This is a genomic window from Flavobacterium croceum DSM 17960 (assembly GCF_002917885.1).
Taxonomy (GTDB): domain Bacteria; phylum Bacteroidota; class Bacteroidia; order Flavobacteriales; family Flavobacteriaceae; genus Flavobacterium; species Flavobacterium croceum.
Genome location: NZ_PQNY01000023.1, coordinates 1 through 15096, shown reverse-complemented (window position 1 = coordinate 15096; position 15096 = coordinate 1). Strand labels below are relative to the sequence as shown.

At 31.4% G+C, this 15096-nt stretch carries 14 protein-coding genes; 13 read left to right on the top strand and 1 reads right to left on the bottom strand.

What is annotated here, in order from left to right; translation table 11 throughout:
• The first annotated feature begins 169 nt into the window (after positions 1–169).
• Complete coding sequence (locus Q361_RS12260; protein WP_169929307.1) at positions 170–784, top strand: DUF4844 domain-containing protein; 615 nt, start codon at positions 170–172, stop codon at positions 782–784.
• Between the two features lie 166 nt (positions 785–950).
• Entirely contained in the window at positions 951–1922 is a 972-nt protein-coding gene (locus Q361_RS12255) for a hypothetical protein (protein ID WP_103727024.1), read from the top strand.
• Between the two features lie 226 nt (positions 1923–2148).
• Here Q361_RS12255 and Q361_RS12250 read toward each other — a convergent pair whose 3' ends face one another.
• Positions 2149–2760: a TetR/AcrR family transcriptional regulator gene (locus Q361_RS12250; RefSeq protein WP_103727023.1), complete on the bottom strand. Its 612-nt coding sequence runs from the start codon at positions 2758–2760 to the stop codon at positions 2149–2151.
• Positions 2761–2823: 63 nt separating this feature from the next.
• Here Q361_RS12250 and Q361_RS12245 point away from each other — a divergent pair, with 63 nt between their 5' ends.
• The 11 genes from Q361_RS12245 to Q361_RS12195 all read left to right on the top strand — a co-directional run bounded on the left by Q361_RS12245 (position 2824) and on the right by Q361_RS12195 (position 14875).
• The gene (locus tag Q361_RS12245) at positions 2824–3606 is read left to right on the top strand and encodes a hypothetical protein (RefSeq protein WP_169929306.1); all 783 of its coding nucleotides are present in this window, start codon (positions 2824–2826) and stop codon (positions 3604–3606) included.
• Positions 3607–3976: 370 nt separating this feature from the next.
• On the top strand, positions 3977–7603 hold the full coding sequence (locus Q361_RS12240; protein ID WP_103727021.1) for a hypothetical protein: 3627 nt from the start codon (positions 3977–3979) through the stop codon (positions 7601–7603).
• Positions 7604–7675: 72 nt separating this feature from the next.
• Positions 7676–8887, top strand: coding sequence for a hypothetical protein (locus Q361_RS12235; protein ID WP_103727020.1), 1212 nt, complete (start codon positions 7676–7678; stop codon positions 8885–8887).
• Positions 8888–8893: 6 nt separating this feature from the next.
• A complete protein-coding gene (locus tag Q361_RS12230) occupies positions 8894–9364 on the top strand; it encodes a hypothetical protein (RefSeq protein ID WP_103727019.1) in 471 nt (156 codons plus the stop codon).
• A gap of 3 nt (positions 9365–9367) precedes the next feature.
• Positions 9368–9883, top strand: a complete 516-nt coding sequence (locus Q361_RS13940; protein ID WP_103727018.1) for a M15 family metallopeptidase — start codon at positions 9368–9370, stop codon at positions 9881–9883.
• A 310-nt stretch (positions 9884–10193) separates the two neighbouring features.
• Positions 10194–10694 (top strand): M15 family metallopeptidase, encoded by a 501-nt coding sequence (locus Q361_RS12220; protein WP_103727017.1) that lies wholly within the window; start codon positions 10194–10196, stop codon positions 10692–10694.
• 55 nt (positions 10695–10749) lie between these two features.
• Positions 10750–11031, top strand: coding sequence for a patatin-like phospholipase family protein (locus Q361_RS12215; protein WP_103727016.1), 282 nt, complete (start codon positions 10750–10752; stop codon positions 11029–11031).
• Positions 11032–11101: 70 nt separating this feature from the next.
• Positions 11102–11968: a patatin-like phospholipase family protein gene (locus tag Q361_RS12210; protein WP_103727015.1), complete on the top strand. Its 867-nt coding sequence runs from the start codon at positions 11102–11104 to the stop codon at positions 11966–11968.
• Between the two features lie 44 nt (positions 11969–12012).
• On the top strand, positions 12013–12738 hold the full coding sequence (locus Q361_RS12205) for a hypothetical protein (protein ID WP_103727014.1): 726 nt from the start codon (positions 12013–12015) through the stop codon (positions 12736–12738).
• A 448-nt stretch (positions 12739–13186) separates the two neighbouring features.
• A complete protein-coding gene (locus tag Q361_RS12200; RefSeq protein WP_103727013.1) occupies positions 13187–13708 on the top strand; it encodes a hypothetical protein in 522 nt (173 codons plus the stop codon).
• Between the two features lie 9 nt (positions 13709–13717).
• Positions 13718–14875 (top strand): toxin-antitoxin system YwqK family antitoxin, encoded by a 1158-nt coding sequence (locus Q361_RS12195; protein ID WP_103727012.1) that lies wholly within the window; start codon positions 13718–13720, stop codon positions 14873–14875.
• Positions 14876–15096: the final 221 nt, after the last annotated feature.

Below are 15096 nucleotides of genomic sequence, written 5' to 3'. Positions count from 1 at the left end.
CTTAAATTGAAGTACGTTTTTCACGAAAATATTTTATCTTTAGCAGAAATTTAGCCGTTCGCTGGCTTCGCTTCTGCTCCAAGCCGGGAAACGTTAGCAGTAACCATCCGAAAAATCGTAGAAAACAATGACCTCTTCAAAGCTCGACAGATTAAAATATTTACTGCAAATGAAAAAATTTGCTGATTCCGAATGGGAAAAAAGAGGATTAAATCCTTCCAGTTCTGAATTATGCGAACAATTAGAAAATAATTTTGATAATTGTCTAAATTCTTTATTAAAACTAGTAGAAGAACAAGCAACAAATAAACAATTGAAAACAACTTTGAGCCAAAACTTAAAAAGTTTAAATAAAGCAGAATTGGATACCGAAGAGAAAGAATTTGTTTGTGATTATTATTATGAAATCGCAAAAATCATTGAAGTGGATTTTAAGAACGAACTCAATAATTGGCTATATGGAAATGTATTAAATTCACTTTTCAAAATTTCTGAATTATTAAAAGGAAAAGAAAAAATAGTAGAAACTTTATCACAAAGCTGCACAAAATGCAATTCTAAACTTGAGACATTTATTCTTGAAAAAGATGAAACAATTCCTGAATCAGATTTCTTTATTGTGAGATGTAAATCTTGTAGAGAATATAATTTAATAGATAAAGGTCCGAAAATAAAAAGATTGAAATTTGGAGAATATGAACTAACTGAACAATTATCCAGAAAAGATTACGATTTAGACGGAGCAATAATAAGACTAAAACAAATACAACACTTCAGAAAATAATGGCTACTGCTAACAGCGGTTTCACGAGATTGCGAAAAATGTAGTCTATCGACGTACATTTTTCGCAATTATTTTCTACTTTAGTAGAAAATATGCTGTCACGAACTTCGCAACCTCGTGAAGCCGCCAAACGTTGGTGGTAATTTTAATGAAAAATCGTAGAAAAATGAAACATAAAATTTTTATTACATTTATAATGATGTTGTTATCAGCAAAATTGTTTTCACAAGGCGAAACCGAATTAGACTCAAAAAATAATGAAATTACTAAAGAATATAGAAACAATAATTATCAGAAAGCAAATGATTTGCTAAATGAAATTATTTCAAATTCAAATTTAACAACAATTTCTAACCCCAAATTTCTTCTTAATAATGACCAAAAAATATTGTTACTTAATAACAAATCAAAAATATCAGAAAAACTAAATGATTTAAAAACTGCAATTTCATCTTTAAAGCAAATGATGGAAATTGGTAGCTCAATTAATGATGCTTATGGATTAAATTTTAATAGAATTCAATTAGCTAAATTATATTTAAAAGACAAAGAAAATGAACTTGCTTGTGATCAACTTGAAATTGTTAGTAATTATATTTATGATTACGATGGACGTTATAAAGATGAACATCTAAAAGCAATGAAATTAAAAGACTCGGTTTGTTCAACTTATCTCAAAAATAAAAGTATTACGGCTAAAAAATCTAAAAATCCAAATTATGGAAATCAAGCACCTGCATTTTCATTATTAGGAGGTTTTGAAAGTGATATTGAAAATTTATTAGGAAAACCAAAAGGTAAATTATTAGAACATCGTGGAGATAAATCTTATGATGCTTATATTTATAAAACAAAATGGGGCGAATATAGGATTGCATATGAAGATGGACAGTCATTTATTATTTGGTTTTATCCAATAATTAAACAAAAATTTGATGAAAAAGACCTATTTTATGGTGGCAAATTTAATATTGAAAATGATTTTTTAAAAGGAAGTGTAATAGGAAATACAAGCAAAGGATTTGTTAATGGTCAAAATTATTTTAGTATTGATTATGAATATAATTCTTCAGAAAATCATTCAATAATATTTTATGGTAAAAAATCAGGTTTAGTAACAAAAATATTAATCTACTAAAAAAACTACCACCAACAGCGGTTTCAAGAAATGGCGAGGCACGGGATTTATCAGAAATTGGAAAGGTTTTTAATTAAAAGTTTTGTTTATATTTGTGAAGGCTTGGTCTTGGTTCATCGCCACTTCTTGAAGCCGCGAAACGTTGGTGGCAATTTTATAACAACCGTATCAAACTCAAACTCACAGAAAAATATAAATGAATTGAAATTATAGTTTCAACAAAAAATCAGAAGTTTAAAAATTCATTTTTACCCTTTGCTGTTAGGTAAGGAAAAAACAACTTGACAAACAAACTACAGTATTTCTCAATAATTTCTTGACTTGAAGTTGTTTCATAAATTTCCGATGAAGAAATCCAGGAATCACTGAAAATTTTTATTGTCAAAATAAAGAAATCATATTCGTTGTCATATTCCTGTTCTCGCATATATCCTTCCTCGATTGCTCGATTTATAACAATTCTATACATTTTTGCTCTTATACTTTCAATTTCAATAAAAATATGTTTTAGCTTTTCATTTTCTTTTAAAATAGTATTAAGTTCGATCATTAAAAAACGGTATTGATACAATATTTTAAAACCATTTTTTGTCGAATTGAATAAACTTTCTATAAAATTAGGATGGTGAATTGTTGTTTCATTCAGCGTTATTGCTTTCTCTAATAATTCTTGATGCAATGCTATAACAATGTCATTTTTTGTGTTAAAATGATATATCAAATTACTGTGACTAATACCCAGTTCAGATGCTATCTGTCTAATTGACACAGTTGTAAATCCATCTCTATTAAATAATTCCAATGACTTATCGAGAATTTTTCTTTTAGTTTCTTTCATTTTTAGAACATTTGGTCTAATTTTTTTTGTACATTTGGCCTAAAATTATAAAATCAAATGAATATGAAAACAAAAAGAATACATTTATTTGAGTTTGAAGACCAAAAGTGGTTTCCGCAATTATTACGAAACTATGTAACAGATTTTCTTCAGTACCTAGCAAACAAAGCCAAAGTTTATGAACCAGTTGTAGATGTCATCAATGAGACTTTACAAAAGAGCAACACAACACAAATTATTGATTTAGGTTCTGGTGGTGGTGGTGGATTAGTTTGGTTGGGTAAAGAATTACAGAAAAAAAATTTCGAAATCAGGATAAAGTTCACGGATTTATTCCCTAATATTGAAGCTTTTCAACATACGACGAATCAATCTGATATTTTTGAATATCATTCAGAACCAATTAATGCTAAAAATGTTCCAGAAAACTTAAAAGGTTTACGAACAATGTTTTTATCTTTTCATCATTTTCAACCAAAGAATGCAAAAATGATTTTACAAAACGCCATAAACAGCAATCAACCTATTGCAGTTTTTGAAATTCAAGACAGAAGCTTACCGAGTATAGTTGCTATGTTGCTTTCGCCTGTAAGCGTTTTATTCACAACACCGTTTATTCGTCCTTTTCGATGGAGCAGGTTATTTTTTACCTATTTAATCCCTATTGTCCCTTTTGTGGTTTTGTGGGACGGAATTGTTTCTGCATTAAGAACTTACACGGCTGAAGAAATGAGAAATTTGATAAATTCTCTTGAAAATAATACAGCTTTTGAATGGAATTTCAACAAGAAAAAATCAAAAACAGGATTTGTAATCTACACTATTGGAATTCCGAAAAAACAATAAATATATCTTAACAAAACGTCTATTTCTAGTTTAACCAATTTGAGAAACACTATCTCGGCAAGTGAGGACAAAAGATTACTGATGTAATAATGTGATAAAAACTGCCACCAACAAGGGTTTTGCAAAAGAGCGGGTTAAGAGCAAAGTTCAACAACAGTAATTCTATCACCACATAAGCCATTTTTATTTCCTTTTTTTTATTTTAGCAAATAGAAAATGGCTTATGCTACGGTAGTGTTAAACTGAACATTTGTGCTTCTATTTCCGCTCCTTCGCAAAGCCCTGACCCGTTGTATGAAACCATTGAGCGACAGACGATCAATGACAACAAAAAAATTAAAATAACGTTTAACAAATTAAATTACAATAAATGAAAAATCAAGAAATCAACAACCAAACGACACTATTTCGTTTTGTAAGTCTGCGAAGTGCAGAACTAACAAAAAAAGAAAACCAAGACAAGCGTTTTATCTTTCATCCCGACAATCAGACAGGAGCATTTTTCAATGCAGAACGAAACAAAGCCAGTAGCCAGACCAAATGGAATGCAATGCGTGCTGCATCGGCAAATTTCCCTGCCTATCTAGATGAAAAAGAAATTGAGGCATTAAATCCTGATTTATTCAAAGTAGCCGACTGGGTAGCAAGAAACAAAAGCACGCTCGACCCAAAGGAACTGGCAGAAAAAATGAATGGATTACAGCCATTAGATTTAAAATTTGAGCTCAAACTTTGGGATAATCTTTTTTATCAGGTACTTACCCAAAAGAATTTCTATGTGAAAGAAGCAGTTATCCAACTGCTTGTACTCAATAATATTCTTAAAAACAAATCGTCTTTCATAGGAAAAACCTTTGATGCAGAAACGGCTAAACAGTTGATTTTGGCAAAAGTAGTATTACCAGTAGAATTATTTGAAGAAAATACAACTCCTACTAGCAATACTACTACTCAAAAACTTGCTGAAAGAGAAAAAGAATTGATTGGATTTGTTCCGCAAGAATTGTTGGAGGCAAAAGAAGTTGCCGAAGCCAAAATTGCAACCGAAAATGCAGAATTTTTGTTGTCGGAACTTAAAAGAATAGAACAATCTCACTATGAAACCTACGAAGAAGCCTACAACAGAGAATTAAAAGCCTATCAAGAGAAAATAAAACCAACTATTTTAGACTATCAAAAAAGATACAAGGAAGAGCAAAGAAGACTTTGCGAAAAACCAAAAGACGAAAATTATAATCCCGATGACATTTGTAACCAGCCCGATGTAGAGTATCCTGAACTGCCTGAATTTGTCTTTGATTTTTCACAAGAACCTGAACTTAAATCATTGCAAGAGCATCTTTCAGAAGATAGTTTTGCTGAATTATCTAATCAGGTAGATTTAAAAAAAGTTAAATCATTTGCTGAACTTAAACAATCTTTAAAGAACAATTTAAGGGATAATCATCAGAAAATTGTAGATAAAACACAAATTTCAGAACAAGTATTGGCTTTTGGAGATACTGCCATTACTTTGAAAGGAAACACCTTACAAACCAATGATTTTACTTTTCAAATCTGTACTACCCGTTTGGCTAACGGAAATGTAATTCCATATATGACGATACAACTGCCAAATTCTAATTACACAGTTCAGCAGTTTATTTATCATTTGCATTACAGTTCTGGCGGAACAAACACTAACGGTTATTTCAATCAATCGCTTAATGGAAACGTATTGACTTTGAGCAAAATGTATAACACTGGTTTGCTATATTCAACCAACAGCAATGCTACAAGAATTTCGGGCTATATCATTTTTACCAACGGACAAACCTATACTTTTGAAGTAAATCCTTTTAGTTTATCGGGTTGTTATAGTGGTAAATTAGTTATCAAAGGAGGAACAGATACAGGAGGCGGAGAAACTACCGATGAAAATTCATTTATTCCGAATACTTTCGGGTATAGACAATTAGGTATTGCCGATTACAAAAAAGTAGTTTCTAAAATCTGCAAATATGAAGTAGGAGAAGTGGCTCATATCGAAAACGTGATGGCTCGTGAATTGAGAGAAAAAATCACTACTAAATTTCATCAAACTCAAGTAATTGAAACCGAAAGTACAGAAATTGAAACCGAAAAAGTAAACGATACTACTTCTACAGAACGTTTTGAAATGCAAACGGAAGTAGCCAAGTTAATGCAAGAACAAAAACAGCTTGCGGCTCATGTAGATGTTCGCTCATCTTGGGGAAATACAACCATTGATGCAGGGGCAAGTTACGCTTCCAATGTATCTAAAGAAGAAAGCAACAGACAGGCGGTAAACCAAGCCAAAGAAATTACCCAGCGTGCAATGGAACGTATTGTTTCGAGGGTAAAAAATGAAAAAACGGTAAAAACCACCGATGAGTTTACCGAAGAAAACAACCACCGTTTTGACAATACCGAAAGCGGAGAACACGTTTCGGGTGTTTTCAGGTTCATCAATGCCATCTATAAAAATCAGATTTACAACTATGGCAAACGCCTGATGTATGAATTTATGATACCTCAACCGAGCAAACTGCATCGTTTGGGAATGGCTGTAAGCCAAAGCAATGCAAATGCAACTACCATAGAAAAACCGATAGACCCAAGAACCGCAGGCTATACCGATTTTACCAAAATCAATGAAAATAATTATCAGTTACTGGCTTCCAAATATAATGCAGATGTAGAGGTTTGCCCTGAAAATTATATCAATTTATCGCAATCCTTTTTGAAAGAAGATTGGAGCAATGATGGAAGATGGCACAAGTCAGGAGAATTTGCCATTAAAATTCCTGAAAAATATGCCGTAGATACTGTAAAAGGATATTTTGACCCAATGAATGGAAGCCATTCTGCTACTTGGAACAATATGGGTGGTGTGATTTACATAGGAACAAAACGAATAGGAATACCGAACAGAACTGCCGAAATGCCGATTTTTGCCTCTAATTTTGATACGGAAATCAAGAATGAAGTAAAAATAACCATGACTACTTGGGACATTGCTACCTATAACTTCAATTTGATTGTAACCTGCAAACTTACAGCAAGTGCGAAAGTAGAATGGCAGAAGAAAACTTTTGAAGCCATTCTCAAAGGCTATTACAACCAGTTGGCAGAATACAACCAATCCATAGCCGAAGCCCAAGCAAGCGGAATACAAATTTTAGACAGCAATCCTCTTTTCTATCGTCAGATTGAACAAAATGTATTGAGAGAAAACTGTATTTCTTATTTGCTCGACCACACCAACCCTAATTCTGTGAAGAAATTCGGATTGAAAATGTACAACGACAATGCTTCGTTTACCAACTTCCAAGTGAATTTGGATAAGAAAATGGACGATTATGGAAGTTTTATCAAATTTATGGAACAGGCTTTTGAATGGAATTTAATGAGTTACAATTTCTATCCCTACTATTGGGCAAACAAAGACGAGTGGAAAGACCTCTACCAGTTTGAAAGCAACGATGCTATTTTCCGTTCGTTTATGCAGGCAGGAATGGCAAGGGTAATTGTTACAGTAAAACCGGGCTTTGAAGAAGCCGTAATGCACTATTTAACAACAGGACAGATTTGGCTCGGCGGACAAATGCCTGTACTCGGAAATCCATTATATCTTTCTATTGTAGATGAGCTAAAAGAACAAGAATACACCGTAGAGGAAACTTGGACAACTACTTTGCCTACCCAATTGATAGCACTTCAAAAAAGCGGTGTTTCGGTAGATGCAACAGGATTGCCAACTTTGGATACCTGCGAAACCCAATCTACCAAAAAACTGGTAGCAAACGATGCCAAATTGGGCATTGGAACTGCTGAAAAGGATACCAAACTTGCCGACAGAGTAGCCAAGATAGAAAGCCGTATGATTGAGAATATAGACATTAATGATGGCAAAATATCGCTTACTACCAAAGGCAAAAACCGCCAAACTGTAGCGGAAGTTTCTGTGGAAGATTTAAAAAGAGAATTGCAATAAAACAAATGTAAAATAAGAGGAGTGGCGATAAAAAGCCATTCCTCTATTTTCTAATTTTTAAATTACAGAAATATGGCAGATAAAAAAATAGGCAACAGCATTTTTCGCTTCGAGCAAGAAGCAGGAATTGATAGTAAACTCGGGAATTGGGGAGGAAGAAAATTTTTTGGGGAGGGAGAAGATGGAAATGGAGAAGATGATGGGGGTGGAATAAGTTTTAGTTGTGAATGGTTTTCTGATAAGGAAAGGAAAAATAAAATAACAGAAGCAGTAATTGGTGATTTAGTATTTTATAGAATAATTTGTAATGGTATACCTGAAAATACAAGATTGAAATTCTTAATGTATGATACTGACCAACCACTAGGAAATACAAATTTGAACAAATATCAAGAAGGTATTGTTAAAAATAAAAAAGTAGAATCGTCTGTTTTTTTTGGAGTTGATTATGTTGATTATATTGAGGATGATAGCGGTGATGAAATAGAAATTTATTGGAAGGTAAGATATAATAATAAAGAATATGATATTTTTAATTCAAATAAAAATTTAAACTTAGGTGATGATGAATATTACAGAGCAATAGTAGGTGAACCTAAAAAGAAAAAAGAACCAAGATATGTATATACTTGTAATTGTGGTTGGGTAGATACATCACACGCTTTTGAAAAAACAAAGCGTAAAAGAATTGATATAGGAGCAGACAATTTATGGAAACAGATTAAAAATGAAAGTGGAGTAAAATCACAATGGAAAAATGGTTTTCAAGTTATTTATTCACAAGATATTGTAAAATTGGGTTTATCTATCGGTGTTACAAAAGAGTATTTTGTAAAATACGGACTATCTTTAAAAACTAAAGAACAAATAGCTTTAAGTATATTCCAAGAAGTATCATTAGAATTTGAACAATTACAAAGTCTTCATCCTACATCTGGTTCTTCTTTTGAACCCGCTGATTTAGTCTCAAACCTATTAGGTTTTTATAGTGTAATAAGACCAAAACTCACAAAAAATTATATTTTAGATAATCTATGTAAACAATTAGGTACAGATAAATCTGCTAAAATCTATAAGAAATACCCAGGTACTTTTACCATTTCCAAATACAAGAATAAAAAGTTTACACCACGATTTTTTGATAATGAGTACTGTAAAAATCCAGTATTTCCAAAAGAATTTCAAGAAATTAAACCCTACCCAAAAGATAATGATACTTTTAGAGATTGGATAGACTTATTTGATATTCATAAAGGTATTCCTCCAATCACAGGACCAAAATAATGAGTTATGCAAAAGAAATTTATATTTAGAATAGTTGTAATTTTACTCATTATCATAGGGTTCGTTTGGTGGTTTTTATACGAACTAACTTGGGAAGGAGGTAGAGATATAGGTGTTCTTTCCCATCCTTGTAATACAGAATATTCAATAAAAATAACTCAATATTCAAAATTTGACTGGGCACAACCTCTATATTTTGAAATATTAAAAAAAGATAAATCTTTAAAAGATTGTTATAGTCAATTTGGAATAACTAATAATACAAGTGAAAATATTAATAATTTTGAAATTCATTGTTACGACAATATTCTTTATGTAACCTGGAAAGATGAAAATATACCTATTATTATGTTTGACACCAAAACACTTAAATCATATCCAAATAAATATATAAAAGATAGTTATGAGGATGATAAATTTAAAAATGAATTATTTGATAGAATAAAGAAAGGGAATCAAAAATTAGAAATAGATTAACCTATGGACACACCAACCCGCAACCGCATAGCAAAACTTCATCCCTCCGTAAGACAAGAAGTAACAAAAATTATCCAAGAATGCAATACAGCTCTTACAGGCAGAGCAAAAGTAAGAATTACCCAAGGTTTGCGTACTTTCAAAGAGCAAGAAGAACTCTACGCATTGGGCAGAACCAAAGTAAATCCAGTAGGTAAAACACCAAAAAAGCCAATGGGCAATAAAGTAACCAACGCCAAAGCAGGGCAAAGTGTACATAATTATGGCTTTGCAGTGGATATTTGCTTAATCATAGATGGCAAAACAGCCTCCTGGGACACCAAAAAAGATTGGGACAACGACCAAGTTGCAGAAGAGTTCGGAGAAAGATGGATTGTAAAAAAAGGAGCAGATATTAATGTATCAATGAATATAAATCACTGGAATGCAGGTGATATGTTTAATAATATTATTAAAAATAAAAAGTCTGCTTTAGATTATATTTCAGAGAGTATAATAGAATTAATCGGAAAATGGTAATGCAATGAATCCAATTTATGTTTATGGATTAATTTTCTATGGTATCTATATGATTTTAAGTTTTTTCCTTTTTAGAAAATTAAAATACAATATTCTTAGAAAATCTATTCTATTTTTTATTATACTTTTTATCATAAATTTAGCATCTCTTTTTATCAACTCTTTAATAACATATGATGATAAATATTATGGATTAGTTATTGCCTACTCTATAATGATTATGGATTCCTTTATTATATCCACATTTTTATCATTTCTTATCTATCTATTTTTTAAAAAGTATCTTTTAAAATAAATGAAGCATACCTTAATGAACAAACCCACAACAGACAAAATCGCAAAACTTCATCCCTCCGTAAGACAAGAAGTAACAAAAATTATCCAAGAATGCAATACAGCTCTTACAGGCAGAGCAAAAGTAAGAATTACCCAAGGTTTGCGTACTTTCAAAGAGCAAGAAGAACTCTACGCATTGGGCAGAACCAAAGTAAACCCAGCAGGCAAAACACCCAAAAAGCCAATGGGCAATAAAGTAACCAACGCCAAAGCAGGGCAAAGTGTACATAATTATGGCTTTGCAGTGGATATTTGCTTAATCATAGATGGCAAAACAGCCTCCTGGGACACCAAAAAAGATTGGGACAACGACCAAGTTGCAGATTGGTACGAGTGCGTAAAAATCTTTGCAAAGTATGGTTGGGAATGGGGAGGAAACTGGAAAACCATTAAAGACCTACCTCATTTCGATAAACGTGGTTTTAATTCTTGGCGAAAACTATACAAACTAAAAAAAGACAAAACGGTTATGTAGTGTTATAGTCTATGATTATCTTTTTTCTTTCATCTTTAATCCTTTTTCTAAAACAATGAGCTCAAAAATCAGAATCCTTTCTCTCGATGGTGGCGGTATTCGTGGCATTATTTCCTGCGTAATTCTAAAATACATCGAAGAACAACTACAAAAACAAGACAACCCCAATGCCAAAATTGGCGATTATTTTGACCTAATTGCAGGCACAAGCACAGGGGGGCTTATTACTGCCTTGCTTCTTTTTCCAGATGGCAATAAAAAGGCAAAATATTCAGTAGAAGAAGCACTTAAGGGCACCTCTAAAAACTCCTTTTTATTACAAAATGTTCTCTTTTAAAATTATTGCGTTATTTTTATAAATCCGTCCTCATCGTAGCTACGGCTACGCCTGCGGATGATTTTTAAAAATGCCTTATTCTTTTAAAAGATACCTATTTCTCATCACAAAACGAGTTTTTAGAGGTGCCCTTAATTTATATGCAAAAAAAGGCAACGAAATATTTAATGTTTCCTTTTTTGAACATGTATTAAATCCATTCGGTTTACTAAAAGAAAAAATATCCGATAAAAACATAGAAAAACAACTAGAAGAAGTTTTTGGTAATTTAGAACTCAAAGAATTAGCTAAACCGTGTTTAATAACATCATATGATATTACAGCACGAAAAGCACAATTTTTTACAAGCCATAACGCCACACAACCCATCAAAAACTTTTTTGTAAAAGATGTTTGTCGTGCCACTGCGGCAGCTCCAACCTATTTTGAACCTGCACAAATAAAATCGTTATACAACCAACAATTCACACTTATAGATGGTGGCGTATATGCCAATAATCCTGCACTTTGTGCCTATGCCGAAGCTAGAAAAATTGAGTTTTCAAAAGCACTAAACAATCCACAAAAAACAGATTACCCAACGGTTAATGATATGATAATAATTTCTGTAGGAACAGGAACAGTATTAAAACCCTACAAATTTGAAGACTTTGACAACGCAGGAAAACTCAAATGGATAACACCACTTATCGATATTTTACTTTCTTCTAATGTGGAAACAGTAGATTACCAACTACAAAAAATGTACGAAACAATCGGAAACAGAAACGCTAAAAACTACCATCGTTTAATGCCAAATTTAATAAACGCATCACCCGAAATGGACAACACCTCTGCTAAAAACATCAAAAATTTAATTCAAGACGGATTAACATTCATCAATCAAAACCAAAAAGAACTCGATACAATTGTAAAAAAGATAATCAAAAACAAATAATCAAATTTTATACATTTGTAAACTAATCATTTAAACTAAAAATTATGGCTTCTACATCTGAAAAAGGACACGCTAAAAACATTGCAAACGCAAATCTATTGAACACCTATATTGCTCAATTAGGTGCAATATACAACCCAAGTAATCCAAAATTACTTTTAACAAACTTGCAAAACATTTATACAACTTCATTTTCACATCAAGAAAGTGTAAATACATTAGTTGCTCCCTACTCTATCGCAGTTGATAATCGTGAAAATATTTTTGCACCAGTTAGCAAAAAAATAACAAAACTTCGCAAAGCATACAAAGCAACAGAAGGCGTAACACCAGCTCAATTAGAAGATTTTATGACAATAGCTCGAAAACTAAAAGGCATTCGCAAAGTAACCAATGCCCCAACAACAGACACAACAGAAGAGCAAACACAACACTCAACCTCACAAATGAGTTACGACCAACGCACCAATAATTATGATTTGTTGATTTCACAACTTCAAAATACGCCAAACTACAATCCAAACGAAGCAGATTATCAAATTGCTACACTGCAAGCAGAAAAAGCTCAAATGTTGCAAGCAACGCAAAGCGTTGCCAATACTTTTGTTCCTTTAAATAATGCTCGTAGCATTCGCAACAATTCTATGTATCTATCAGAAGACAATTTAGTGGACACCTTCAACAAAGCAAAAGATTATTTGTTTACAATCCTTGATAGTAATTCAGTTCAATACAAAGCAATCGCAAAAATTAAATTCAAAAAAGTATAAGCTACTGCCAAACTAAATAAGGCTTGTGTCGAACTGCATAAGCCTTATAACAAAATATACAAAGCAACTTCCAAAATAGATAAGACAACCGCCAAAGTAAAACAAGCAACCGCCAAAGCAAATAAACCTTATGACAAAATAGATATGACAACTGCTAAACTAAATAAGACAACCACCAAATTAGAATAAGCTCCTGCCAAAATAGATAAGACAACCGCACCAGTAAAATACACACTTAACAAAAATTTGAAAACTAAATAAAATGTGAAAATTGGAATGTGAAAAGTTATGGCTTCATACAACAGGGGTTTTGTGCAAGTGGGGCTTTTGGGCTAAATTGAAGGTTCAGTAATATCAACATACATTCGTCTTAAACTGAAAGTAAGTACCTATTTATCCCCCACCTGACACAAAGCCCCGAAACGTTGGCAGTAATTATAAAAAATCCGTGCAGAAAATCATACATAAATATAAAGTCGAGTTAGAAAAAATCAAAGAAAATATTGTTTTTGATTTTGAAAACTTTTTGAAAGAAATTGAATTGAATACAGAACTTTTTGAAAATATACAAATTCTAAACATTAATAATGAAGCTGAAATTGAAAAAGCTCATTATGGAGAAGGATTTTATGTTATATTAACTAATCATACTTTTGTAGAGAATAATTGTAGTTTTACAATTAATAATAATAAAGCAATATATCGAGGTCATTCATATCATACAAAAAAAAGATTATTAAGTCATCTTTCAAATAATTATTATAGAGAAAATAAAGGAAGTACAAATTTTGAAGTTTGCCTGAAAATATTTGAAAATAATTATGGTGTCAATATTAACCAAGAACCATACAAAAATTGGGAATGGACAATTTTAATTATCAAAATGAAAGGAAGTAATCAATTTATTAGAGAACAAATCGAAACAGCCTTTGATAATCTATACTCAAAACCATGCAAATCCATTAACTAAATAAATCTTATGAAGAATATATCATTTTTATTTTTATTACTAACAAATTACATTTACTCGCAATCTGTAATAAAAACATATTATGACCCAATTTATAAAACAAAACTAAAAGAAGTTTATCAAGTAAAACCTAACACAACAACAATTAATGGTTATTATAAATTGTATGACAGTTATGGTTTTCTTTTAGTAGAAAGAAATTATATCAATAATATTCAAAACGGAAAATCTACATCATATTATGGAGCAGATGAAGCTTCGCTTCAATATGAAAAAGCACGAAATGAAAGTTTAGGAAAAATTTCAGGAACTTTTAATTATAAAAATGGTAAACTTGATGGGCTACAGACTTACTTTGATTATTCAAGAGAAGGAAAACGTTTTATTAAGAAAAAAGAAACATATGAAAATGGTATAATGATAGGTTTCATTGAATATTATTCTAACGGAATTGAAAAAAAAGTTTTACAGATTGGAAATTGTTATGAAAAATATGAAAGTGGAAAAAAATTAGCAGAATATATTTCTGATAAAGATGGTAAACTTCAAGGAAAATATATTTCATGGTTTGAATTAGGATCAAAAATGAAAGAAGGAGAATTTGTAAATGATGAAAAAAATGAGGTTTGGTTTGAATATAATGAAGATGGTTCTTTAAAATCAAAAACTGAATACAATTTAGGAAAAAGAGTTCCAACTCAAGAAGAAAAAGAAATAGAAGAAAAAAAACTAAAAGAAGCCGAAGCCGAAGCAAAAAGAAAAGAAACTGAAAAGGTTGAAAGAGAAAAAAAATGGGCAAACGAAGCTGAAAATGCAAAGTTAAAACAGATACAAGAGAGAAAAGAATCTGAACTATATTACATAAATCAAGATTTTAAATCCGAAAATCAACTTGTAATTACAAAATATCAATATCGAGAACAAGACAATGTTAAATATATAAAGAAGAATCTTTATAAATCATATGAAATTGCTACAGCTTATATTTCTGAATATATTTCAAACAAAGAAAATGACATTGATAAAAAAATAGAACTTGCAAAAACAAGATTGAATTTAGCGTTGAAGATGAATTTTTTAATTGACAAGAATACTAACGATTTAGAAAAGCAACTCAAAAAAACTGAAAACGTACTAGAAATAATACAACTATTCGGAATAAAATAACTACTGCCAACACACGTTTTACGAGATTGCGAATTATGTGGTAAATTCACGTTTATCTTTCGCAAGAAATTTAGTAGTAACAGAAAATACTCGGTTACGAAGCTCGCAACCTCGCAAAGCGCGGGAACGTTGCCTGCTATACGCAGAAAAATTCCGGAAGAAATTTTTCCTTGTTTATTTAAGAAAGAATTATGAATGTTTCAACTTCGTGGTTTTTTCTT